19 protein-coding genes and 1 pseudogene are annotated in these 22,942 nt (G+C 73.5%); 17 read left to right on the top strand and 3 right to left on the bottom strand.

Going from position 1 to position 22,942, the window contains the following annotated elements; genetic code table 11:
* Window positions 1-83: 83 nt before the first annotated feature.
* On the top strand, window positions 84-1,370 hold the full coding sequence (locus tag ACFVSN_RS07155) for a cytochrome P450 (protein WP_387954201.1): 1,287 nt from the start codon (window positions 84-86) through the stop codon (window positions 1,368-1,370).
* A gap of 137 nt (window positions 1,371-1,507) precedes the next feature.
* Here the strand turns inward: ACFVSN_RS07155 and ACFVSN_RS07150 are convergent, their stop codons facing one another.
* Window positions 1,508-2,230 (bottom strand): helix-turn-helix transcriptional regulator, encoded by a 723-nt coding sequence (locus ACFVSN_RS07150; protein WP_359972303.1) that lies wholly within the window; start codon window positions 2,228-2,230, stop codon window positions 1,508-1,510.
* A 644-nt stretch (window positions 2,231-2,874) separates the two neighbouring features.
* Here ACFVSN_RS07150 and ACFVSN_RS07145 point away from each other — a divergent pair.
* From ACFVSN_RS07145 to ACFVSN_RS07135, 3 genes are read left to right on the top strand one after another with little or no spacing between them, the layout of a single operon-like run.
* Complete coding sequence (locus tag ACFVSN_RS07145) at window positions 2,875-3,405, top strand: DUF5987 family protein (protein ID WP_380447936.1); 531 nt, start codon at window positions 2,875-2,877, stop codon at window positions 3,403-3,405.
* The gene (locus ACFVSN_RS07140) at window positions 3,402-5,060 is read left to right on the top strand and encodes an FAD-dependent oxidoreductase (RefSeq protein WP_387953838.1); all 1,659 of its coding nucleotides are present in this window, start codon (window positions 3,402-3,404) and stop codon (window positions 5,058-5,060) included. The genes ACFVSN_RS07145 and ACFVSN_RS07140 overlap by 4 nt, the downstream gene beginning before the upstream one ends.
* Window positions 5,061-5,077: 17 nt before the next feature.
* Window positions 5,078-6,034, top strand: a complete 957-nt coding sequence (locus ACFVSN_RS07135; RefSeq protein WP_387953836.1) for a carboxymuconolactone decarboxylase family protein — start codon at window positions 5,078-5,080, stop codon at window positions 6,032-6,034.
* 106 nt (window positions 6,035-6,140) lie between these two features.
* On the opposite strand, the gene cyaB is transcribed toward ACFVSN_RS07135, so the two are convergent.
* Window positions 6,141-6,695 carry a class IV adenylate cyclase gene (gene cyaB, locus ACFVSN_RS07130; RefSeq protein WP_387594320.1) on the bottom strand — a complete coding sequence of 185 codons (555 nt, stop codon included), beginning with the start codon at window positions 6,693-6,695 and terminating at the stop codon, window positions 6,141-6,143.
* Window positions 6,696-7,075: 380 nt separating this feature from the next.
* Here cyaB and ACFVSN_RS07125 point away from each other — a divergent pair, with 380 nt between their 5' ends.
* From ACFVSN_RS07125 to ACFVSN_RS07065, 13 genes are all read left to right on the top strand, one after another.
* A complete protein-coding gene (locus ACFVSN_RS07125; protein ID WP_387953834.1) occupies window positions 7,076-12,865 on the top strand; it encodes an SDR family NAD(P)-dependent oxidoreductase in 5,790 nt (1,929 codons plus the stop codon).
* Window positions 12,865-13,353: an acyl-CoA thioesterase gene (locus ACFVSN_RS07120; RefSeq protein ID WP_387594324.1), complete on the top strand. Its 489-nt coding sequence runs from the start codon at window positions 12,865-12,867 to the stop codon at window positions 13,351-13,353. Before ACFVSN_RS07125 ends, ACFVSN_RS07120 begins: the two co-directional genes overlap by 1 nt.
* Window positions 13,350-13,835, top strand: a complete 486-nt coding sequence (locus ACFVSN_RS07115) for a flavin reductase family protein (protein ID WP_380447769.1) — start codon at window positions 13,350-13,352, stop codon at window positions 13,833-13,835. The genes ACFVSN_RS07120 and ACFVSN_RS07115 overlap by 4 nt, the downstream gene beginning before the upstream one ends.
* 10 nt (window positions 13,836-13,845) lie before the next feature.
* Entirely contained in the window at window positions 13,846-14,898 is a 1,053-nt protein-coding gene (locus ACFVSN_RS07110; protein WP_387953832.1) for an NAD-dependent epimerase/dehydratase family protein, read from the top strand.
* Window positions 14,899-15,705: 807 nt separating this feature from the next.
* On the top strand, window positions 15,706-16,542 hold the full coding sequence (locus ACFVSN_RS07105; RefSeq protein WP_387953830.1) for an alpha/beta hydrolase: 837 nt from the start codon (window positions 15,706-15,708) through the stop codon (window positions 16,540-16,542).
* 52 nt (window positions 16,543-16,594) lie between these two features.
* Window positions 16,595-17,101, top strand: coding sequence for a MarR family winged helix-turn-helix transcriptional regulator (locus ACFVSN_RS07100; RefSeq protein WP_387594330.1), 507 nt, complete (start codon window positions 16,595-16,597; stop codon window positions 17,099-17,101).
* The gene (locus ACFVSN_RS07095; RefSeq protein WP_387953828.1) at window positions 17,098-17,958 is read left to right on the top strand and encodes an ABC transporter ATP-binding protein; all 861 of its coding nucleotides are present in this window, start codon (window positions 17,098-17,100) and stop codon (window positions 17,956-17,958) included. The genes ACFVSN_RS07100 and ACFVSN_RS07095 overlap by 4 nt, the downstream gene beginning before the upstream one ends.
* The gene (locus ACFVSN_RS07090) at window positions 17,918-18,790 is read left to right on the top strand and encodes an ABC transporter permease (RefSeq protein WP_380447777.1); all 873 of its coding nucleotides are present in this window, start codon (window positions 17,918-17,920) and stop codon (window positions 18,788-18,790) included. Before ACFVSN_RS07095 ends, ACFVSN_RS07090 begins: the two co-directional genes overlap by 41 nt.
* Before the next feature lie 102 nt (window positions 18,791-18,892).
* Window positions 18,893-19,396, top strand: a complete 504-nt coding sequence (locus ACFVSN_RS07085; RefSeq protein WP_387594333.1) for a DinB family protein — start codon at window positions 18,893-18,895, stop codon at window positions 19,394-19,396.
* Between the two features lie 183 nt (window positions 19,397-19,579).
* Window positions 19,580-19,801: a hypothetical protein gene (locus ACFVSN_RS07080; protein WP_387594335.1), complete on the top strand. Its 222-nt coding sequence runs from the start codon at window positions 19,580-19,582 to the stop codon at window positions 19,799-19,801.
* A gap of 483 nt (window positions 19,802-20,284) precedes the next feature.
* Window positions 20,285-21,532, top strand: a complete 1,248-nt coding sequence (locus ACFVSN_RS07075; protein WP_387953827.1) for an RICIN domain-containing protein — start codon at window positions 20,285-20,287, stop codon at window positions 21,530-21,532.
* A gap of 119 nt (window positions 21,533-21,651) precedes the next feature.
* Window positions 21,652-21,843 (top strand): hypothetical protein, encoded by a 192-nt coding sequence (locus ACFVSN_RS07070; RefSeq protein ID WP_387953825.1) that lies wholly within the window; start codon window positions 21,652-21,654, stop codon window positions 21,841-21,843.
* A 105-nt stretch (window positions 21,844-21,948) separates the two neighbouring features.
* On the top strand, window positions 21,949-22,713 hold the full coding sequence (locus tag ACFVSN_RS07065; protein WP_387594340.1) for a maleylpyruvate isomerase family mycothiol-dependent enzyme: 765 nt from the start codon (window positions 21,949-21,951) through the stop codon (window positions 22,711-22,713).
* 49 nt (window positions 22,714-22,762) lie between these two features.
* On the opposite strand, the pseudogene ACFVSN_RS07060 reads toward ACFVSN_RS07065, so the two are convergent.
* A pseudogene (locus ACFVSN_RS07060) lies at window positions 22,763-22,900 on the bottom strand (IS5/IS1182 family transposase); the annotation flags it as partial.
* Window positions 22,901-22,942 lie beyond the last annotated feature (42 nt).

Below are 22,942 nucleotides of genomic sequence, written 5' to 3'. Positions count from 1 at the left end.
CCTCCCGGCGGGTGCCGCCCGGCCCTCCGCGCCGGGCGGCGCCCACCCTGCTGCGCCGCCTCGCCGGCGACCGCCTCGCCCTGATGCGGGCGGCCGCCACCGAGTACGGGGACGCGGTCCGGATCTCCATCGGTCCGAAGACCCTCTACTTCTTCAACCACCCCGACCACGCCAAGCACGTCCTGGCCGACAACGCCGCCAACTACCACAAGGGCATCGGGCTGATCCAGGCCCGCCGGGCCCTCGGCGACGGACTGCTCACCAGCGAGGGCGAGCTGTGGCGCGAACAGCGCCGCGCGATCCAGCCCGTCTTCCAGCACAAGCGGATCAGCCGGCAGGCCGACGCGGTCGCCGAGGAGGCCGCCAAACTCGTCGCCCGCCTGCGGGCCTTCGAGGACGGCCGGCCGGTCGACCTCGTCCAGGAGCTCACCGGACTCACCCTCGGCGTGCTCGGCCGCACCCTGCTCGACACCGACCTCGGCGCCTTCGAGTCGATCGGCCACGAGTTCGAGGCCGTGCAGGACCAGGCCATGTTCGACATGGTGACGCTCGGCGCCGTGCCCGGCTGGATCCCGCTGCCCACGCAGCGGCGCTTCCGCCGGGCGCGCGCCGAACTCCAGCGCGTCGTCGACACGCTGGTCGCCGAGCGGAACGCCCGCGACGGTGGCGCCGAGGGAGACGACGCGCTGTCGCTGATCATCGACTCGGCCCACGGCGAACCCGACCCCGCGGTCGGGCGCCGGCGGCTGCGCGACGAGATCGTCACCCTGCTCCTCGCCGGGCACGAGACCACCGCGAGCACCCTCGGCTGGACCTTCTACCTGGTGGACCGCCACCCCGAGGTGTTCGACCGGCTCCACGCCGAGGCCGTCGAGGTCCTCGGCGACCGCCCGCCGGAGTACGAGGACCTGCACCGGCTGCGGTACACCTCCCGCGTGGTGGAGGAGGTCATGCGCCTCTACCCGCCGGTCTGGATCCTGCCCCGGCAGGCCCAGGCCGACGACGAGATCGGCGGGTACCACGTGCCCGCCGGATCGGACGTCCTGATCTGCCCGTACACCCTGCACCGCCACCCGGCGTTCTGGGACGCCCCCGAGCAGTTCGACCCGGACCGCTTCGACCCCGACCGGCCCCGCCCGGAGGGCGCGGGCCCGGAGCGCCCGCGCTACGCCTACCTGCCGTTCGGCGCGGGCCCGCGGTTCTGCGTGGGCAGCCACCTCGGGCTGCTGGAGGCGACGTTCACCATCGCCGTCCTCGTGCGCGAGCTGCGGCTCGCGAAGGTGCCGGGGCACCGCGTGGTGCCCGAGCCGATGCTGTCGCTGCGCATGCGCGGCGGCCTGCCGATGACGGTGCACCGTGCCCGGGGCTGAACGGCCCGCCGGGTAGCCGCGGGAAGACGGACGAGGGGCCCATCGTGCTCGGTGGGCCCCTCTGTCGTGCGCGGCTGTCCCGTCGGCTGCCGGCCCCACCCGCCGTCCGCTGCCCGGCGACGGCGCGTGAAGGCCCGTCAGCCGGTGCCCGCTCGCGCCAGGCCGGCGCGCACGGCGGCCGTCCGGACGTCCATCAGGGCCAGCAGGACCGGCGGGTCGACGGTGTGCTTGGGCCGCATCACCAGGTCGGCCGGGATCACCGGGACGTCCGCGCGCACCTCGATCGGCCCGACCGAGCCGACGAACACCTCCTGCTCGCCGAGCAGGACCTCGTCGAAGGCCGCGGGCACCGAGTGCGCCAGCAGGTACCACGTCCCGGGGGGAACACCGTCGATCAGGTACCGCCCGGGGCCGGGGAGGACGACGCAGCCGGCCGGGCGGCCCTGGGGGATGCGGGTGGGGAAGAGGCCGAGGAACACCTGTCCAAGTAACCCGGCGACGGCGCTGCGCACTTCGCCCCGTACGGAGGACGTCTCGTCGGCCGCGTGGCCCTCGACGCCGATCCCCGGGGTGTAGCCGCCGAGTTGGCGGAACATGGTGGGGGAGATGCCGACACTGGCCGCGAAGCGGGAGCTGAACGTCCCGACGCTGTTGTACCCGACGTGGTGGCTGATCTCGGTGACGGTGAACGTCGTTTCCAGCAGGAGACGTTTGGCCTCCTGTATCCGGATCGCGGAGAGGAACCGCCGGGGCGACACCCCCGTGACGCGCTGGAATTCTCGCGAGAAGTGGAATTTGCTGTACATCGCGGCGCGCGCCATGTCGTCTATGGTGAGTATCTCACCAATGTTTTCCTGCATCGTCTCGATGGCGCGAGTCACGGCCTGTTCGATAGCCGGCTTCATTGCTACCCCAGATTCTAGGAGCCGCTTTCGGTTCGACAGTTGTGATGCGCTGGCGCCGACCTGACCAGCAATAACCGCGGTCGTCTGGTCCCCCCCTCGGCAGCGTCAGTGCCCATGTTCAACCCACCCCCCTCCGCCCGGGAACGTTCAGCGGTTCTTCACCGCGGGTTGGCGGGCGGTCTCGGTCACCCAGGGACCGCCATGATCGGAAGTTGCGCGTCCGTGATGAATGAAGACCGTAGCAGTGCATGTCAGGCGCAACAAGAGCCCGTCATATTCATGGCATGCCCTCAGCCAGTGGCGGAATACCTACTCCGGCGTATTGCCATCCGAGGCAGCAACACGGAAGAAGCGGACATGGCAAGTACGCGGCAAGTCCGTGCAACTGACGGGCCGTCGGGGCAGCAACGCCGAAGATGCGCGGGCGCGTGGTTCGCATGCACGATACTGCCGTCGCGCCTGCGAAACGGGGGGTGGCGGTGCCCGCGCTCCGGTTTCCGAACGGGGCGCACCGGTGTCGGCCCCCCGGCTTTCCCACCCACGAACCCGAGGAGACGCCAGTGCGCTCCGACATATCGGATGAGTACCGGGCTCGAACGATGACCCTGGAGGCATTCGCGGACACCATCGTCCCCGGCGAGAAGAGGTCACCCGACGACCGGGCGGTGGCCGGGGTCTCGGCCGGCGGCGGCGCCGTGGCGGCCGGGGCGATCGAGCTCCTGGAGACGCCCGCCACCGGGATCTCCACCGCCCTGGACGACTACGCCGAGGCGCTCAACCGCCACGCCCGCGCCTTCGCGGCCGGGCGGGGGCTCGCGCTCGACGACGACGTCCCGCCGTTCGTCGCGCTCGCCTTCGACGACCGCACGGCGCTGGCCCGGGAGCTGACGTCGCCCCGGCACCCCGAGAAGGAGCTGTGGGTGCTGCTGACCCTCTTCAGCAACATGGCCTTCGACACCGCGGCCCACCTGCACACCACCGACGCCATGGCGGCCGGCCACCCGGGCCTCCTCGCGATGGGCTTCTTCGACCCGGGCGAGGACGCCCTGTGGCGGTTCCCCGACTTCTCCTACGGCCGCCCGCTGGCCGAGATCCACCCGGACACGACGGCGACAGGGAGCCCGGCATGACCTCCACGGAGAAGACCGACGTCCTCATAGTCGGCAGCGGTTTCGGCGGCGCGATCGCGGCGTACCACCTGGCCGCGGGCGGAGCGAAGGTCACCGTCCTGGAGCGCGGCCCCTGGCTGACGGCCGGCGACTTCGAGCACGACTTCCTGCTCGGCTCCTCCTACACCCGGATCTTCGACTTCGTCGTCGGCGACGGGATGAGCCTGCTCGGCGGCAACTGCGTCGGCGGCGGCAGCGTCGTCTACTTCGCCGCGATGCCGCGCGCCCCGCGCTTCGTCTTCGACCGCGTCAACGCCACCGGCGCGCGGCTGTGGCCGAAGGCCGTCAGCCGCGAGGCCCTCGACCCGTGGTACGACCGCGTCGCCGAGGCGCTGCCGATCACCCAGCAGGACTGGAACGACGTCACCTACGCGGGCGGCCTGTTCGCCGCCGCCTGCGCGCACGCCGGCCGCACCGCGAACCCGGTGCCCGCCGCCATCGACCGCGCGAAGTGCACCAACTGCAACTGGATGATGGCCGGCTGCCGCTTCGACGCCAAGCGCTCCCTGCTGCTCAACTACCTGCCCGCCGCGCTCGCCCACGGCGCCGAGATCCGGCCGCTGCACGAGGTCCAGAAGCTCACCCGCACCGAGGACGGCGGCTACCGCGTCCACTACAACGTCATCGACGACGTCGACTACCGCGTCCACCACGAGAGCGGCGTCATCGACGCGAAGATCGTCGTCCTCGCGGCCGGCGCCGGCGCCACCCCCGTCATCCTCCAGCGCTCCGAGGCGGACCTCGGCCGGATGCCGCACGCCGTGGGCCGCTACTTCTCCGGCAACGGCGAGCGCCTCAACACCGCCGTCGTCGACGAGGACAAGGCCCGCGACCTGCTCGGCCTCGGCCGCGGCGAGGGCCTCGCCGCCTACGGCGCCAACCAGATCGGCAAGGGCCCGGTCGTCGCCAGCTGGGACGCCCTCGACGGGTCCAGGCCGGTGGGCTCCCGCTACTCGCTCGAACAGCTCTACTTCCCGCCGGGCTTCGGCACCATCCTCGCCCAGGTGCCGGACGCCACCGGCCCCAGCTGGTTCGGCCGGGAGAAGAAGGAGCTCGTCCGGCAGTGGCAGTCCTGGCTGACCATCTTCACCATGGTCGAGGACGACAACGAGGGCGTCTTCGGCCCGCCGCCGCCCACCGGCAACGCCGTCCGCATCTCCCAGCAGATGCTCGGACGCGGGCCGATCGGCTACGTGCCCACCGAGAGCACCCTGCGCGGCTGGGCCGAGTCCGACGCCGCCGTGAAGGACATCCTCGAACGCGACGGCCTGGCCCGCGTGATGCCCTGGACCAACGACGTGGTCGGCGCCTACACCGTGCACCCGCTCGCCTCCTGCCGCATCGGCGACGACCCGGAGACCTCCGCCCTCGACGACGGGCACGAACTCCGCGGCCACCCCGGCATCTTCGTGACCGACGGCTCCGCCGTCCCGGCCGCCCTGACGGTGAACCCGGCGCTCACGATCTCGGCCCTCGCCGAGCGCGCGGTCCCGGGCATCGTGCGGGCCGCCCGGGAACGCGGCGTGGACGTCGAGTACGGCGCGCCCGGCCCCGGCGGCGAGACCGCCGGACGGCGCGGGGTGAAGCCCCAGCTGCCCGGCCTGCTGGGCCAGTAGCCATGGCAGGACCACTGTTGCGCACCGCGCTGAGGGGCTCCCTCGGCCAGGTCCGCCACGTCGCCCCCGTCCGCCCCGCGCGGGCGGGGGCCCCGGTGGCGCGCGTCTACGCCGAGGTGGAGCGGGAGTTCGGGATGCTCGCACCGCCCGTCGCCCTGCACGCGCCGGCCCCGGCGGTGCTGGCGGCGGCGTGGATGATGCTGCGCGAGACGCTCGTCGCGGCGGGCCGGGCGGACCGGGCGCAGAAGGAGGCGGTGGCCGCGGCCGTCTCCCGGGCCAACGCGTGCCCGTACTGCGTCGAGGTGCACACGACGGCGATCGAGGCCCTCGGCGGGTCCGTGGGGGAGGGCCCGCTGGAGCCCTTCCCGCCCGCGCTGGCACCGGAGTTGGTGGGGGTGGCCGCCACCTTCCACTACCTCAACCGGATGGTGAGCCTGTTCCTCGGCGACAGCCCGATGCCGCCCAAGGCTCCGTCGGCGGCCCGCCGGGCGGCGCGGGCACTGCTCGGCCGGCTGGCCCGGCAGAGCGCTAACGCGGCCCCCTCACCGGGGGGTTCGCTCGACCTGCTCCCCGCGGCCCGGCTGCCCGAGGACCTGCTGTGGGCGGCCGGTACCCCGAGCATCGCGGGCGCCTTCGCGCGGGCGGCGGCGGCCGTCGACGAGGGCGGGGAACGGGCGGTCCCGGCCCCCGTCCGCGCACTCGTCACCGCCGAACTGGCCGCGTGGGACGGCACCCCGCCCGGCCTGAGCCGGGCCTGGCTCGAACCGCCGCTCTCGTCCCTGCCCCCGGAGCACCGGGCGGCCGGGCGGCTCGCCCTCCTGACGGCGAAGGCCGCCTACCAGGTGGACGACGCCGTCGTGGCCGCCGCCCGTCAAACCGCCCCGAGCGACGCCCGGTTGATCGAACTGACCGCCTGGACGTCCCTCACCGCCGCCCGCCGGCTGGCGGCCGGGACGGTCCCCCTGTCCCTCTGATCCGCCACTGACGGAAGCCCCCGCCCGCCCGGCGCTCCCCCGCCCGGGTGGACGGGGGCTTCGCCGTGTCCGGGGCCGTCGTGCTCGATCGACCGCCTGCCGCTGCTCAGCCCAGGCCGAGGGTCATGTGCGGGTACCCGAGGTGGATGCGGTCGCCGAGGCGCACGCCGAGGTCCGCGATGAACTCCTCGATCCGTTCGGTGGCTTCGGCGACGCCGCCCGCCTCGCCCTTGAACTCGAACTCGACGAAGTCGCCGAGCCCGGCCACGGTGTCGAAGGCGACGGCGATCCCGTCGGCGGTCCACTCCTCGCGGACCTTGTCGACCACGGTGAGCCGGGTGAAGCCGAGCGCGGCCAGGATCCGGCGGACGGCCTCGGCGTCCTCGACGGCGCTCTCGTACTCGTCGCAGTGGGTCTTCACCGGCGCCTCGACCGGGTGGAACAGCTTGAAGTTGACCGAGGCCCCGTCGTCCCCCTCGCGGATCCGCAGCCACTCGGAGACCACCTCGCCGGCGAGGAAGTCCCGGTGGGGGGAGTTGTAGTAGGTGTCGACCTGCCGGGACGGTTCGCCCGGCTTGCCACCGCGCCCGGCGAGGGTGGCCCGCAGGTCGTCCGGCGGGCCGAGGAGGCGGTACTTCTGCTCGACCTCGATGTACTTCACGCGCGTCCCCTGTCCGTGGGCGTGGGTGCCGGGTGGCGTGCCGGCGGTGTGCCGGACAGAGATCATCACGGCCGGGCCGCGGGCAGGTCAGCGGGAGCGCGCAGTTCACCCGAACGGACTACTCCGGGGGCCGTCGCGAAGTTGGCCGAAAAGCCCCGTCGGCCGCCGAATCCGATGACGCCGTTATGGAAACAATGGATGACGCCGTTATGCAAAGCAGGGATGACGCTGTTATGCAATAAACCCCTCCCGGGGCTGGCGCAAAGCACGCTCGAAGTAGACACCCGGGCCCCGGCCGGGCAGCCTTGATTCGGATACGGCGTGCCGTTCCCGGTGCGGGGTGGCGGGTCGTCAATTCGGATCCAAGGGGCGGTGAATACGTGAGCAGCCAGCGGGTCGCCATCGTGGGAATCGGGCTCAGGTACCCGGACGCGAATTCCCCGAACGAACTCTGGGAGAACGTCCTGGGCGGGCGCCGGGCATTTCGGCGACTGCCGGACGAGCGGATGAACCACGCCGACTACTGGTCGGCCGACCGGACCGCGCCGGACCGTTTCTACGCGAGCAAGGCCGCGGTGCTCCGCGATTTCACGTTCGACCGGGTGGCCTACAGCGTCGCCGGGAGCACCTACCGCTCGACGGACCTGACGCACTGGCTGGCCCTCGACACGGCCGCCCGGGCACTGGCCGACGCGGGATTCCCGGGAGGGGAGGGACTTCCCGCCGAGTCCACCGGGGTCGTCGTCGGAAACAGCCTCACCGGGGAATTCTCGCGGGCCAACATCATGCGCCTGCGCTGGCCCTACGTGCGCCGGACGGTCGCCGCGGCGCTCACCGGAAAAGGCTGGTCCGAGGAGGCCGCCGCCGAGTTCCTGGCGGAATTGGAACCGGCCTACAAGGCGCCTTTCCCGGCGATCGACGAGGATTCCCTCGCGGGCGGCCTGGCGAACACCATCGCGGGCCGGATCTGCAACCACTTCGACCTGCGCGGCGGCGGGTACACCGTGGACGGCGCCTGCTCCTCGTCGCTGCTGTCCGTCATCACCGCCGCCCGGTCGCTCGCCGACGGCGATCTCGACGTGGCGCTCGCGGGGGGCGTCGACCTGTCCATCGACCCGTTCGAGGTGATCGGCTTCGCCAAGACGGGCGCGCTGGCCACCGGCGAGATGAAGGTCTACGACCGCGACTCCAACGGCTTCTGGCCCGGCGAGGGCTCCGGCATGCTCGTGCTGATGCGCGAGGACGACGCGCTCGCGGCCGGCCGCCGCATCTACGCGACGATCGCCGGCTGGGGCGTCTCCTCGGACGGCAAGGGCGGCATCACCCGCCCCGAGGCGGGCGGCCACCGGCTCGCCATCGCCCGCGCCTACGAGCAGGCGGGGTACGGCGTCGAGACCGTCTCCTACTTCGAGGGACACGGCACCGGCACGGCCCTCGGCGACGCCACCGAGATCGAGGCACTGTCCTCCGCCCGCCGCGCCGCCGCCCCCGGGGCCCGCCCGGCCGCGCTCGGCACCGTGAAGGGCAACTTCGGGCACACCAAGGCCGCCGCCGGCGTCGCGGGCCTGATCAAGGCCGCGCTCGCGGTGCACCACCAGGTGATCCCGCCGGGCACCGGCCACCACGACCCGCACCCGGGCCTGCTCGGCGACGGCGCCGCGCTGTACGTGCCGGGCGCCGCCGAGCTGTGGCCCGAGGACCAGCCGGTCCGGGCGGGCGTCTCGGCGATGGGCTTCGGCGGCATCAACACCCACATCGCGGTGGCCGCCGTCCCCGGCGCCCGCCGCCGCACCGCCGTCGACGCCGACACCGGGCGCCTGGTGGCCGGCCGTCAGGACGCCGAGCTGCTGCTCCTGGACGCCCGCGACCGCGCCGGCCTGCGCGAGGAGGCGCAGCGCCTGCTCGGCATCGTCCCCAAGCTGGCCCAGGCCGAACTCGCGGACCTGGCCGCCGGATCGGCCGCGCGCCTGACCGGGGCGCGGGCGCGGGCGGCGCTCGTCGTGACCTCGCCGGACGACGCCGTCCGCGCACTGGAGCGGCTGGTGGCGCTGCTCTCGGACGCGGGTGCCGAGGACGCGGGCGCCGGCGTGAGGTTCCTGCCCGGCGAAGGCGTCTTCCTCGGTGCCTCCACCGGCACCCCGCCGCGGATCGCCTACCTCTTCCCCGGCCAGGGCTCCGGCCGCGGCGCCGTCGGCGCGCTGCGCCGCCGATTCGCCGCCGCCGACGAGGTCCACCGCCTGGCCGGGCTGCCGCGGGGCGCCGACCACGTCGACACCCGCGTCGCCCAGCCCCGCATCGTCGCCGGCTCGCTCGCCGCGCTGCGCGTCCTCGACGGGCTCGGCGTCCGCGCCGCCACCGCCGTCGGCCACAGCCTCGGCGAACTCACCGCGCTGCACTGGGCCGGCGCGCTCACCGAGGAGCAGGTGCTGCGCCTGGCCACCGTGCGCGGCCAGGTGATGGCCGAGGCGAGCCGGGGCGGCGGCGCGATGGCCGGACTCGCCGCCACGCCGGAGGACGTGGCGCGCCTGTCCGCGGGCCTCGACGTCGTCGTCGCCGGCTACAACGGCCCCCGGCAGACGGTCGTCTCCGGTCCGGCCGCCGCCGTCGAGGAGACCTGCCGGCGGGCCGCGGCCGAGGGCGTCACCGCGACCCGGCTCAACGTCTCGCACGCCTTCCATTCCCCGCTGGTGGCCCCCGCCGCCCGTGCGATGGCCGAGCGGCTGCGCGACGTCGACTTCGCCCGGCCCGTCCGCCCGCACGCCTCGACCGTCACCGGCGCCCTGCTCGACCCGGACGCCGACCTGCGGACGCTGCTGTGCGACCAGGTGTCCCTGCCGGTGCGCTTCCACGAGGCCGCCGCCGTCGCCGCGGCCGGCGCCGACCTGGTCGTCGAGGTCGGCCCCGGCCGGGTGCTGTCCGGCCTGCTCGCCGAGATCGCACCGGACCGGCCGGTCCTCGCCGTCGACACCGACAGCCCGTCCCTCGGCCCGCTGCTGCGCGTCGTCGCCGCCGCCCACGTGCTCGGCGCGCCCGTCCGGACCGAGGCCCTGTTCGCCGGGCGGCTCATCCGCGCGCTGCCCGAGGACGGCGCCATGACGTTCCTCGCCAGCCCCTGCGAGTCCGCCCCGGCCATCGACGCCGCCCTGCTCGCGCCGACGAAGACGGCCGTCGAGGCCGCTCCGGTCGAGGCCACCGGGGAGTCGACGCTTGACCTCCTGCGCCGCCTCGCCGCCGACCGCGTCGAGCTGCCGCTGGAGTCCGTCACCTCCTCGACCCACCCGATGGACGACCTGCACCTCAGCTCGATCACGGTCGGCCAGATCGTCAACGACGTCACCCGCGCGCTCGGCCTGCCCGCCCTGGAGGCCACCACCGGCTACGCGACCGTCCGCCTCGGCGAACTCGCCGACCTCATCGACGGACTGGCGCGCACCGCCGAGGACGGCGCCGCGCCGACGGCCGAGGTCGCGGGCGTCGCGCCGTGGGTCCGCCCGTTCGCCGTCGAGCACGTCGAAGCGCCGCTGCCCGCGACCGCCGCCACGGGGGCGCCCGGCCGCTGGACGGCCTTCGGCACGCCGGGACACCCGCCCGCCGAGCCGCTGCGCGCCGCCCTCGCCGGGGCCGGCATCGGCGACGGCGTGCTGCTGTGCCTGCCGGCCGAGGCGGGCCCCGACGACGCCGACCTGTTCCTCGCCGCGGGCCGCGCCGCCGCCACCGCCCCGGCCGGCACCCGTCTGGTCGTCGTCCAGCACCGCCTCGGCGCGACCGGCCTCGCCAAGACGCTCCACCTGGAGCACCCGTCCGTCCCCACCACCGTCGTCGAACTCGCCGACCCCCTCGCGCCGGAGGCCGTTCCCCTGGTCGTCGCGGAGGCCGCCGCCACCACCGGCTTCAGCGAGGTCCGCTACCGGCCCGACGGCACCAGGACGGTGCCCGTGCTGCGCCCGCTGACGGCCCCGGCCGGGCCCCTGACGTCCCCGCTCGACGGCGACGACGTCCTGCTCGTCACCGGCGGCGGCAAGGGCATCACCGCCGAGTGCGCCCTGGCCATGGCCCGGGACTCCGGCGCCGCCCTCGCCCTCGTCGGCCGCGCCGACCCCGCCACCGACCCCGAACTCGCCGCCAACCTCGCCCGGATGACCGCCGCCGGCCTGCGCCTGCACTACGAGCGCGCCGACGTCACCGACGCCGCTCAGGTCGCCGCCGCCGTCGAACGCCTGGAGCGCGCCCTCGGCCCGGTCACCGCCGTCCTGCACGGCGCCGGCCGCAACGAGCCCGCCGCCCTCACCGCCCTGACCGCCGACGACTTCCGCCGCACCCTCGCCCCGAAGACCGGCGGCCTGGCCGCCGTCCTGGCCGCCGTCACGCCCGAGCGCCTCAAGCTCCTGATCACCTTCGGCTCCATCATCGGCCGCGCCGGCCTGCGCGGAGAGGCGCACTACGCCACCGCCAACGACTGGATGACCGAACTCACCCTGCGCTTCGGCGAGCGGCACCCGCGCGCCCGCGCCCTCGCGATCGAGTGGTCCGTGTGGTCCGGCGCCGGCATGGGCGAACGCCTCGGCGTCGTCGAGTCGCTGATGCGCGAGGGCATCACCCCGATCTCCACCGACGAGGGCATCCGCGTCCTGCGCGAACTGCTCGCCGACCCGGCCGCCGGGCCCGCCGTCGTCGTCAGCGGACGCGCCGCCGGGCTGCCCACCCTCGCCCTCGACCGGCCCGAACTGCCGCTCGGCCGCTTCGTCGAGCGCGTCCTCGCGCACTACCCGGGCGTCGAGCTCGTCACCGAGGCCGACCTCACCGAGGGCAGCGACCCGTACCTCCTCGACCACCAGCTCGACGGCGACCTCCTCTTCCCCGCCGTCCTCGGCATGGAGGCGATGGCCCAGGTCGCGGGCGCCGTCAGCGGGCACGCGGGACCGCCGGTGCTGGAGGACGTCGAGTTCCTGCGGCCCATCGCCGTGCGCCCCGGCGGCTCCACCACACTGCGCGTCGCCGCCCTCGTCCAGGACACCGGCACCGTCGACGTCGTCCTGCGCACCGCCGACACCGGCTTCGCCGCCGACCACTTCCGCGCCCGCCTGCGCTACCCCCGGCCCGCCGTCCCGGGCGGCCCGCGCTCCGCCGCCTTCGACCTGCCCACCGTCCCCGTCGACCCGGTCACCGAGCTCTACGGCAGCGTCCTGTTCCAGGGCAAACGCTTCCAGCGCCTCCTGGACTACCGCCGCGCGAGCGCCCGGCACGCCGTCGCCGAGGTCTCCACCACCACGCCCGCCCCCTGGTTCGCGGCCTACCTCCCGCAGGACCACGTCCTCGCCGACCCCGGCACCCGCGACACGATGATGCACGCCCTCCAGTGCTGCGTCCCCGACGCCACCCTGCTGCCGCGCGGCATCGAACGCCTCTGGCTCGCCGAACCCGCCGACCAGGACACCGAGTTCGTCGTCCTGGACGCCCGCGAACGCGGCCAGGACGGCGACACCTACGTCTACGACCTCGACGTCCGCACCCCGGACGGCCGGGTGGTCGAACGCTGGGAGGGCCTGACCCTGGTCGCCGTCCGCAAACGCGACGGCGCCGGACCCTGGGTGCCCGCCGTGCTCGGCTCCTACCTCGAACGCAGGCTGGAGACCGTGCTCGGCGGCAGCCGCGCCGTCGTCGTCGAGGCCGCCGGGGACGAGCCGGACCGGCGCACCCGCACCGCCACCGCCGTCTCCCGGGCGCTCGGCGCACCCGCCGATCTGCGTCACCGGCCGGACGGCAAACCGGAGTTGGACGGCCACGCGGTGTCCGCCTCGCACAGCGGCGGGCTGACCCTGGCGGTGGTCGGCGACGACGGCGCGCGGCTCGCGTGCGACGTCGAGACGGTCCGGCCGCGCACCGAGGCGGACTGGGCCGCACTGCTCGGCGAGGCCCAACTCCCGCTGCGCGAACTGCTGGTGGCCGAGGCCGGCTGCCCGCCGGACCTCGCCGCCACCCGGGTGTGGTGCGCCCTGGAGTGCCTGCGCAAGTCCGCCGCCACCGGCCAGGCCCTCACGCTCGACCGGATCGAGGGCTCCGGCTGGGTGGTGCTGTCGGCCGGCGACGCGACGATCGCCACCTGGGCGACCACCGTCACCGGCCGCGACGAACCCGTCGTCCTCGCCGTCCTCACCGGGAAGGGGGAGTGATGTCCGCCGCCTACTACGAGATCCGGCACACCGTCGGCTTCGAGGAGACCAACCTCGTCGGCAACGTCTACTACGTCAACTACCTGCGCTGGCAGGGCCGTTGCCGGGAGATGTTCCTCAAGGAGAAGGCCCCCGGGGTGCTCGCCGAACTCCAGGGCGACCTCAAACTGTTCACGCTCAAGGTCGACTGCGAGTTCTTCGCCGAGATCACCGCCTTCGACGAGCTCTCCGTCCGCATGCGGCTGGAGGAGGTCACCCAGACCCAGCTCCAGTTCGGCTTCGAGTACGTGCGCCTGGCCGGCGTCGAGGAACTCCTCGTCGCCCGCGGCCGGCAGCGGATCGCCTGCATGCGCGGCCCCAACACGAACACCGTCCCCGCCCTGGTGCCGCCGGAGCTGCGCCTCGCCCTCGCCCCGTACGCCGACCCGCTGCGGCCGGCCGGGCCGGTGGGCCCGGTCGGCTCGGCCGGCGCGGGACGGCCGCGGTGATCGGCGCCGGCGCGGACCTGCGCGCCACCATGGCCGGCTTCGCGACCGGCGTCACCGTTCTCACCACGGGCGGCGGCAGCGTGCACGGGATGACCGCGAACTCCTTCACCTCGGTGTCGCTGGAGCCGCCGATGGTCCTGTGCTGCGTGTCCCGCACGGCGGTCATGCACGAGGCCATCACCGCCGTCCGCTCCTTCGCGGTCTCCGTGCTGAGCGCCGAACAGGAGGCCCTGGCCCGGTACTTCGCCGATCGGGCCCGCCCGCTCGGGGCCGCCCAGTTCCGCGAGGTCGACTGGCGTCCCGGCCCGTTCACGGGCGCGCCGCTGCTGGCCGGCTCGCTCGCCTGGCTGGAGTGCAAGCTCGCCGAGGTCTACGAGGGCGGCGACCACTCCATCTTCCTCGGCGAGGTGCTCGCGACCGACCGGGCCCCCGACGAGCGGGCGCTGCTGTTCTACGGCGGCGGCTTCCACCGGACGAGCTGAGGAGACCGGGATGTTGGTGTGCGTGACCGGCGGCACCGGGTTCGTCGGCGTCCACTCCGTCGCGGAGCTCGTCCGCCGCGGCCACCGGGTGCGGATCCTCGCCCGCGACCCGGGCACCGCCGAGCGCGGTCTGGCGGCGCTCGCCGTCGACCCGTCCGCCGTCGGCGTGGTGGCGGGCGACGTCACCGTCGAGCGCGACGTCCGCCGGGCGGTCGCGGGCGCCGACGCCGTCCTGCACGCCGCATCCGTCTACTCCTTCGACAGCCGCCACCACGCGGCCATGCGCGCCACCAACGCGCGCGGCACCGAGCTCGTCCTCGGTGCCGCGCGCAGGGCCGGCGCCGCCCGCATCGTCCACGTCTCCAGCGTCGTCGCCCTCCTGCCCGCCGGGCCCGGCCCGCTGCACGCGGACACACCCGTGGGCCGGCCGCGCGAGGCCTACATGGCCAGCAAGGCCGCCGCCGAGCGCATCGCCCGCCGCCACCAGGCCGACGGCGCCCCCGTCCTCATCACCTACCCGCCCGCGCTCCTCGGCCCGCACGACCCCGGGCCGGGCGACCAGAACACCCGGCTTCGCAACACCCTGCGCGGCCTGATGCCCCTGTGGCCGCTCGGCGGCTTCCCGGTCGGCGACGTCCGCGACACCGCCCGCCTGCACGCCGACCTGCTCACCACCCACCCGATCGCCGAAACCCCCGTCGCCAACCGCCACTTCGCCCCCGGCCGCCACGTCCCGACCCGCACCTACCTGCGCACCCTGCGCGAGGTCACCGGCCGCTCCCTGCCCGCCCTCCACCTCCCGGCCGCCCCGATGCTCCCCGTCGGCGCCCTCGCGACGGCCGCCCAACGCCTGTGGCCCTGGCACATCCCGGCCGAGTACGGCGCCATCTACACCTGCGCCCACGCCCGCCCGGTAGCCGCGTCCGCGAGCACCGGAGGCCTGACCCCACGCCCGACGGCCGAAACGATGACGGACACCATCCGCTGGCTCCACGACCGCGGCCTGCTGACGGCACACCAGGCGGGCCGGGCACTGGACGCCCACCGGGCCGAGCCCGGTTAGGCCCCGGAGCGCACCGGAGTGGTGGGAGCCGTCCGGGCACGCCGCCGTGGCCGGGGTATGAGCCCGAAGGAGGAGGTGCCCGGCGCCGAACTCCTCCTTCAGGGCTAACTGGCCTACTGCTGGCGGTAGTTATGGTTCCATCATGAAGCCCGCCATGGCGTTCGGCGCCCTCGCCCTGTCCACGGTCACCGTCGTCGCGACGGCCGGTCCCGCTGCCGCGGCAGCAGGTGACGGGTCCGACCGCTTCCGCCGTCAGCCGGTCGTCTGGGCGGCCTGTGCGGACCCTCGACTCGCCGCCACCGGAACCGAATGCGCGACATTCAAGGTCCCGCTCGACTACGGCGACCCGTACGGCCGCACCCTCGACCTCGCGATCTCCCGGCTCAAGTCCACCGACCCCGCCAAACGCCGCGGCATCCTGCTCACCAACCCCGGCGGCCCCGGCGACCGTGGGCTGGACATGCCCGCCGCCGTGCGGGCGCAGATGACGCCCGAGGTGGCGGCGGCCTACGACGTCATCGGCATGGACCCGCGGGGCGTCGGCGCGAGCGAAGGGCTCGACTGCGGCCTCGACCGGGGGAGCTGGCTGCGCTCGGTCGGGGCCGACCAGCAGGGATTCGAGGAGAGTTGGCGCCTCGCGAAGAAGGACGCCGACGCCTGCCAGGACACGTACCCCGACCTGCTCCCGTACCTCACCACCCGCAACACCGCGCGGGACGCGGACGTGGTGCGCAGCGTCCTCGGAGAGCGGCGGGCTCGTGGTTCGGGCAGTCCGCCGGGTCGCTGCTCGCCGCCGCGTACGCGCAGGTGTTCCCCGGCCGCGTCGACCGCCTCGTCCTCGACAGCGTGCCCGACCCGGCCCGGTACGGCATCCGCATGTTCCAGGACATGGGTCCCGCCAACGAGCGCGCCCTCGACGACTTCGCCGCGTGGGCCGCGCCCCGCCACGGCGAGTACGGCCTGGGCGCCACCCCGGCCGCCGTCCGCGCGACCGTCGAGGGCCTGGTCCGGCGGGCGGAAGCGGCCCCGATCCGCGTCGACGGGCGCCAACTCGACGGCTACGTCCTGCCGTTCCTCCTCGCGGTCTGCCAGTCGGACGACCGGGACAGCGTCGACTACGCGAGCGTCCTGCGCCAACTGCTCGACGCGGCCGACGGCAAGCCGGTCGCCGTCACCCCGGTCCTGCACGACCTGCTGACCGCCGTCCTCGACGCGCGCGGCACCGGCGCCGACCGCGACCTCGCCGCCACGATCGGCATCCTCTGTGACGACGTCGCGATGCCGCGCGGCGCCGACTGGTACCAGGACGCCGTCGCCCGCTCGCGCGCCGCGCAGCCGGTCTTCGGCCCGGTGTACAACGGCCCGACCCCGTGCGCCTTCTGGAAGCACGCACCGCGCGAGGAGCCGGTGGCGGTCGACAACAGCGTTCCCGCGCTGCTGGTCCAGAGCACCGGCGACACCCACACCCCGTACGACGGCGCCCTCGGCATGCACGCCAAGCTGCGCGCCTCCCGCCTGCTGACCGTCCCCGGCCGCGTACACACCGTCTACCTGAATGGCTACAGCCCGTGCGCCCGGGCCGCCGTCAACGCCTACCTCCTGACCGGAGCCCTGTCCGCCACGGACGGCACCTGCGGGAGCTGAATGTGAGCCGCACTCTCGACAGATAGCTCTTATTGAGAGCTAATATGGAGACATGAGTGCGGAAGCCCTGGAACCACTGGAGGCCGGGCCCCTCGACCCCCTCGACACCGCGCTGGCCGACGAGTTCTCCACCCTCCTCGTCGGCATCCAGCGCATGGTCCGCCGCCGCCTGCGCGACGGCCTCACCGAACCGCGCCTGCGCGGCGCCCAGGTCGAACTGCTGCGCCTGGTCACCCACGCCCCCGGAACGCGGGTGTCCGACGCCGCCAAGGAGCTCGGCCTGGCCGGCAACTCGGTCTCGACGCTCGTCAACCAGCTCGTCGGCCTGGGCCTCCTGCGCCGCGACGTCGACCCGGCCGACCGCCGCGCCGCGCTGCTGTACGTGACCGACGAGGCCGTCGAACGCCTCGCCGCCTGGCGCGCCCGCCGCACCGAGCTCATGGAGCACCTGGTGGCGGGCCTGCCCGCCGCGGACCGGGCGGCGCTGGCCGCCGCGCTGCCGGCCCTGCGCGGCGTCGCGGAGGGCCTGCGCACCCTGCCGGGGGAGGACGGGCGATGACCACCCCGGAGGTCGAGGCGGTCGTGTGCCGCGGCCTGGAGTACACGTTCCACCACGGTCGGGGAAAGGCCCACGCCACCAAGGCCGTCGACGGCATCGACCTCACCGTGCGCACCGGCGAGGTGTTCGGCCTGCTCGGCCCCAACGGCGCGGGCAAGACCACGACGATCCGCGCGATCACCACCCTGCTCCCGGTGAGCGCGGGCATGGTGCGGGTCTTCGGCAACGACGCGGCCAAGCGGCGCATGGAGGTGCGCCGCACGCTCGGCTACGTGCCGCAGCAGCTGTCCGCCGAGTCGGGGCTGACCGGGCGGGAGAACGTCGCCCTGTTCGCCCGCGTCTTCGACGTGCCGCGCTCCGAGCGCGCCGCGCGGGTCGCCCAGGCGCTGGCCGCCGTCGACCTCACCGACGCCGCGGACCGCATGGCCGGCACCTACTCCGGCGGCATGGTACGCCGCCTGGAACTCGCCCAGGCCCTGGTCAGCGCCCCGCGCCTGCTCGTCCTGGACGAGCCGACGATCGGCCTGGACCCGATCGCCCGCACCGGCGTGTGGGACCGGGTCGACACCGTCCGCCGCGCCACCGGCATGACCGTCCTGGTCACCACCCACTACATGGACGAGGCGGAGCGCCACTGTGACCGCATCGCCCTCATGGACCGCGGCCGCATCCGCGCCCTCGGCACCCCGGACGAGCTCAAGGCCCAGGTCCGCGAGCAGGACCCGGCACAGCCCGCCCCCACCCTCGACGACGTGTTCCGCCACTTCGCGGGCCGCGACCTCACCGGCTCCGAGAACGCGGAAGGAGACTTCAGCGATGTCCGTCGTACCCGCCGCACAGCCGGCCGCGTCGGCTGAACCCGCAGGACCGTCCCCCGCCGGCCCCGACCTCGGCCTGCTGCTCGTGCCCCCGCGCGCCCGCACCGGCTGGCGCCTGGTGCCGGCCCGGGTGGTCGCGATGTGCGCGGTCGAGCTGCAGAAGCTGCGCCACGACCGCACCGAGCTCTACACCCGGGCGGTCCAGCCCGCGCTCTGGCTGCTGATCTTCGGCGAGACCTTCACCCGCCTGAAGGCCATCCCGACCGGCGGGATCCCGTACCTGGACTACCTCGCGCCGGGCATCATCGCCCAGTCCGCGATGTTCATCGCGATCTTCTACGGCATCATGATCATCTGGGAGCGGGACTCCGGCGTCCTCACCAAGCTCCTGGTCACCCCGACCCCGCGGGCCGCCCTGGTCACCGGCAAGGCCTTCGCCGCCGGGGTGAAGGCGGTGCTCCAGGCCGTCGTGGTCGTCCTGATCGCCGCCGCGCTCGGCGTCGCCATGACGTGGAACCCGCTGCGCCTGCTCGGGGTCGTGGTGGCGGTGCTGCTCGGTTCGGCGTTCTTCTCCTGCCTGTCGATGGCCATCGCGGGCATCGTGCTGACCCGCGACCGTCTGATGGGCATTGGGCAGGCCATCACGATGCCGCTCTTCTTCGGCTCCAATGCCCTCTACCCCGTCGACCTGATGCCCGGCTGGCTGCAAGCGGTCAGCAAGGCCAACCCCCTCAGCTACCAGGTCGACGCCCTGCGCGGCCTCCTGATCGGCACCCCGTCCCACCTGCCGCTCGACTTCGCGGTGCTGACGGTGGCAACGCTCCTCGGCATCGCCGCCGCCTCGTCCCTCCTGGGCCGCCTGGCGCGGTGAGCCCGGGCCCGTCCCCGATCGGGGACGGGCCGTTCCTCGTCGACCGCGTCCGACTTCCGGGCGGGGAAGCCCGGGACGGCGACCTCCTGCGATGATCGTCGGATGAGTGATGACCAGCGGGTGCATCCGTCCAAGGCGGCCGACGACCGTGCGTCGCTGACCGCGTTCCTCGACTACCAGCGCGCGACCCTCGCCATGAAGTGCCAGGGGCTGTCCGGCGAGCAACTCAAGCAGAAGGCGGTGCCCACCTCGGGCCTGTCGCTCCTGGGCCTCGTACGGCACGCGGCCGAGGTCGAGCGGAGCTGGTTCCGGCTGGTGCTGAACGGTGAGGACTGCAAGCCCCTCTGGCCCAGGACCAACGGCGAGTTCGCCGACTTCCAGGTGGAAGACGCCGACGTCGACGAGGCGTTCGCGTTCTGGCACGAGGCGTGCGAGGGCTCCCGTGCCGCGGCGGACGCCGTCGAATCCCTCGACGACACGGTCGACTTCCGGGGGGAGGTCATCTCGCTCCGCTACGTCCTCACCCACATGATCGAGGAGTACGCACGCCACAACGGCCACGCCGACCTGCTGCGCGAAGCGATCGACGGAGTGGTCGGCGAGTAGATCCGGTTCATCTGATCTCCCCCTCGCCGCTCGTGCTGTTGGAACGGACGCGTGTGCTGCTTCGGTTCGTCGACTGCGTGTAGCCGGCAGCTCCGTCGACATTGGCCTGATTGCCGGCGATGGTTACGGCGAACGCGCCGTTGCCCTTGATGGCACGACGCGGAAGAGCCCACGGTCTTCCGGGTGCGCCTGGAACCCGGCGCGGCGGAGCTGCTGAACACGGAGGAGAGCGAAGCCGCCTTCCTCGTCCAGCGCCCCTATACGCACGAGAGCAGCGGAATTCGTGCCCGCTACACGGCACTTCTGCCCATGGAGCAGATCACCGGCAGGCTTCTCGCCCAGCAGTCCGAGGTGTTCAACACCGACGCCTACGCGGCGCTGGCCGCCGTACACGGCGCGATTTGAGTGGCGCGAGGGCGTCAGCGCCCGCATGCCCAACCCCGACGAGCGCGCCGCTCTGCACATGCCCGAAGGGGTGCCCGTGCTGGTGTCGCAGCGCATTACCCAGACCCAGCGGGACGCTAAGCCGCTCATGTTCGGGCGGTGTCGGTGCTGGTCGGCGTGAGGGTGGGTGGCGGTCTCACTGGGTCGACGTTCATCCGCCCATCGGACTTTCCGGTTGACGTGATGCTGGTCCGTGCGTGTGCCAATTGATGGTCCGTATGCGAAGGTGCCGGTGCGTCGTACGGACTGCGGAGTCGGGGACCATAGCGTCTTCCGGCAGGAGGTCCAGCGGGCGGTCAGGTGTCGACCGTCGCCGCAGGTCCTCTTCGCCGGGCGGCGAGTGCCTTCGTGCCGGCCGAGGAGTCTTCGGTGTCCTCCGAATCGGCAGCCCTCGGCAGTGGCGGGCGGCGCCGTCCAGTGGTCATTCCATCGACGATCATGAGGATGTCCATGTCACGCATCACGCTCGCGGCCATCGCCACCGCAGGGGTATTGGGGCTGACCGCCGCCGGCCCCGCGACCACCACCGCGTACGCGGCCTCGTCGGCGCAGAACGGCCCCGCGGCCAAGGCGCCGACGCACTCCACCAACACGTCCGAGAATCGCGCGCGACGTATCGTCGCCCGCTACTTGAACCTGCACCAGTGCACGTACAAGTACACCAACGGCAAGATGTACACCACCGTGGTACCGACCACGCCCTTCAGCGCGGGCACCAACGTGTCGGGCGCCGCCGACACCCAGCTGTCCTGTACCGCGGGCACGGGCGGCTGGCAGCTGGACCCCGGCAACTCGGCCGTCAAGCCGCTGGACCTGACCACCGGCCAGTACCTGAACCTGCACCAGTGCACGTACAAGTACACCGACGGCACGATGTACACCACCGTGATGCCCAACACGCCGTTCAGTACCGGCACCAATGTGTCGAACACGCAGGACACCCAGCTGTCATGCGCCGCGGGCACGGGCGGCTGGCAGCTGGACCCCGGCAACTCGGCCGTCAAGCCGCTGGACCTGGACTCGGGCCAGTACCTGAACCTGCATCAGTGCGTCTACAAGTACACCGACGGCACGATGTACACCACCGTGATGCCCAACACGCCGTTTGGCACCGGCACGAACGTGTCGAACACGAAGGACACCCAGCCGTCGTGCGCCGCGGGCACGGGCGGCTGGCAGCTGGACCCCGGCAACTCGGGCGTCTTCACGGCGGAGCTGTCCACCACCGACTCCGACAACCTCTTCATCAACCGCATGGACGGCAGCCGGATGGCGCTCGGCATGGACGCGACGGGCGCGGGCGCGCAGGCCATCTCGCTGCGGTCGCCAGGGTGGGTCTACCAGACCCGTAAGTGGACCGTCATCACCAAGCGCAGCGGCTACCAGGTCATCCGGAACGACGCCGCCAATCTGTGCCTGCAACCCGTCAACGCCTCCCCGGCCGCGGGTAACGCCATCGTCGTGCAGCCCTGTAACGGCTCGGCCGCCCAGGACTGGGACACCAGGCCTGAGCAGAGCAACTACGCCGGCACCTCCGGCTGGTCCGCCTACCGCCCGCGCACCAACCCCTCACTCGCCATCACCCTCCAGACCTACCAGGGCTCCGGCAGCTGGGACAGCCTGTACCTCGACACCGACCAGAACAGCGCCGACCGGCTCTGGCGCTTCCAGAAGGAAGGCACCTCGTGGTGAGGTGACCCCTGCGCGTCGGCCGCCCCACCGCACCGGGGCGGCCGACGCCTGCTCCAGCCCGCAGGGTCAGGCCGGGCTCACTCGCCACACGTGCATTCGTCCTTGTCCCGGTCCGCCATGTGGTCGACGGGCGCCCCCTGGCGGTCACCGGCGGCGACGACGGCACCGTGCGGGTATGGGACTTGACCGCCGGCGACCAGGTCGGGCCGGAGCTGGTGTTCCCGCTGCCGGTCTGCGCGGTGGCCGTGGTGCCGGACGGTCGGTTGGTGGTGGGCTTCGGGTGGGAGGTCGCGGTGTTGGCCCGCCGTTGACCGGGCCCCGCACAAACGTCTCGCAGTACGGGGAAGCCCCAACGCCTGTCTGCGCGGGTTGTTAATCGAGTGCGAGAGTTCCGGTCCGGGTGATACAAGGTCTGCGTGACAGAGCATCTCCACTTCCCCACCCTGCTGCGGATGATTGACGAGCGGTCCGCCGCGTTCCGCGCCGCCGTCGCCGCGGCCCCCAGCCTCGACGCCGACGTCCCGTCCTGCCCGGGCTGGACGCTGTACGACCTGGCGAACCACCTCAGTGAGGGGGACCGCTTCTGGGCCTACATCGTGCTGAACACCGCGCCGGGCGACGAGCGGCCGAGCAAGGACGGGCTGGCGGCGCCCAGGGAGCGCGAGGCCCTCATAGCCTGGCTGGCCGACTCGACGGAGCAGCTGCTTGCCGCTCTGCGCGAGGCCGGCCCGGACCGGGGCTGCTGGGCCTGGTGGGAGCCGCTGGCCTCGCCGCACACGGGGGCCGCCGTGGCCCGCCGCCGCGTCCACGAGTCGCTGATCCACACCTACGACGCCCAGCTGGCCTCCGGTACCCCGCAGGAGCTGCCGACGACCGAGGCGGTCGACGCCATCGAGGAGTTCCTCGCCACGGTCTGCACCGTCACGGTCCCGTGGCCGCACGAGCCCGCCACCATGGACTACCACGCAGCCGGGGCCGGCTCCTGGCGCCAGACGGTGGACGCCGCCGGTTCCCGCTTCACCCGCCTCACCGCGGCGGAGGCCGCCGAGAGCAAGCCCACCGCCGCCATCTACGGCACGGCGAGCGAGATGGCCCTGCTCATGTACATGCGCATCCCGAACGGCTCGCTGCGGATGGAGGGCGACGCCGACCTGCTCCAGCAGCTGCAGGACTCGGACTGAGACGGACTGGCAAATAGGTCACTTGAGGCGTCGGGTGGTGCGGCGGCAGACGGGACTTGGCGCTGTCGTAGCCGCGGTCGAGGTTGACGTTGACGGTCTCCGGCATCGCGCCGACCTGTGCCTGTGCCGCGTCCGGAGTGGGGCCGAGCAGGGGTGAATCGTGCCGGTCGGGTCCGTCGGAGACGATCCGATCGACGACCGCGAGCGGTGAGAGCAGACGCCCCCACGC

The organism is Kitasatospora sp. NPDC057904 (assembly GCF_042887925.1).
Lineage (GTDB): Bacteria > Actinomycetota > Actinomycetes > Streptomycetales > Streptomycetaceae > Kitasatospora.
The sequence above is the reverse complement of the archived record's forward strand: the minus strand, read 5'-3'. Positions and strand labels throughout refer to the sequence as shown.

Coding starts and splice junctions, on each gene's coding strand:
- ACFVSN_RS07095 (WP_387953828.1), top strand. CDS start 17,098: ATGACCACCCCGGAGGTCGAGGCGGTCGTGTGCCGCGGCCTGGAGTAC.
- ACFVSN_RS07145 (WP_380447936.1), top strand. CDS start 2,875: ATGACCCTGGAGGCATTCGCGGACACCATCGTCCCCGGCGAGAAGAGG.
- ACFVSN_RS07100 (WP_387594330.1), top strand. CDS start 16,595: ATGAGTGCGGAAGCCCTGGAACCACTGGAGGCCGGGCCCCTCGACCCC.
- ACFVSN_RS07155 (WP_387954201.1), top strand. CDS start 84: ATGCGGGCGGCCGCCACCGAGTACGGGGACGCGGTCCGGATCTCCATC.
- ACFVSN_RS07075 (WP_387953827.1), top strand. CDS start 20,285: ATGTCCATGTCACGCATCACGCTCGCGGCCATCGCCACCGCAGGGGTA.
- ACFVSN_RS07085 (WP_387594333.1), top strand. CDS start 18,893: ATGAGTGATGACCAGCGGGTGCATCCGTCCAAGGCGGCCGACGACCGT.
- ACFVSN_RS07120 (WP_387594324.1), top strand. CDS start 12,865: ATGTCCGCCGCCTACTACGAGATCCGGCACACCGTCGGCTTCGAGGAG.
- ACFVSN_RS07150 (WP_359972303.1), bottom strand. CDS start 2,230: ATGCAGGAAAACATTGGTGAGATACTCACCATAGACGACATGGCGCGC.
- ACFVSN_RS07110 (WP_387953832.1), top strand. CDS start 13,846: ATGTTGGTGTGCGTGACCGGCGGCACCGGGTTCGTCGGCGTCCACTCC.
- ACFVSN_RS07090 (WP_380447777.1), top strand. CDS start 17,918: ATGTCCGTCGTACCCGCCGCACAGCCGGCCGCGTCGGCTGAACCCGCA.
- ACFVSN_RS07140 (WP_387953838.1), top strand. CDS start 3,402: ATGACCTCCACGGAGAAGACCGACGTCCTCATAGTCGGCAGCGGTTTC.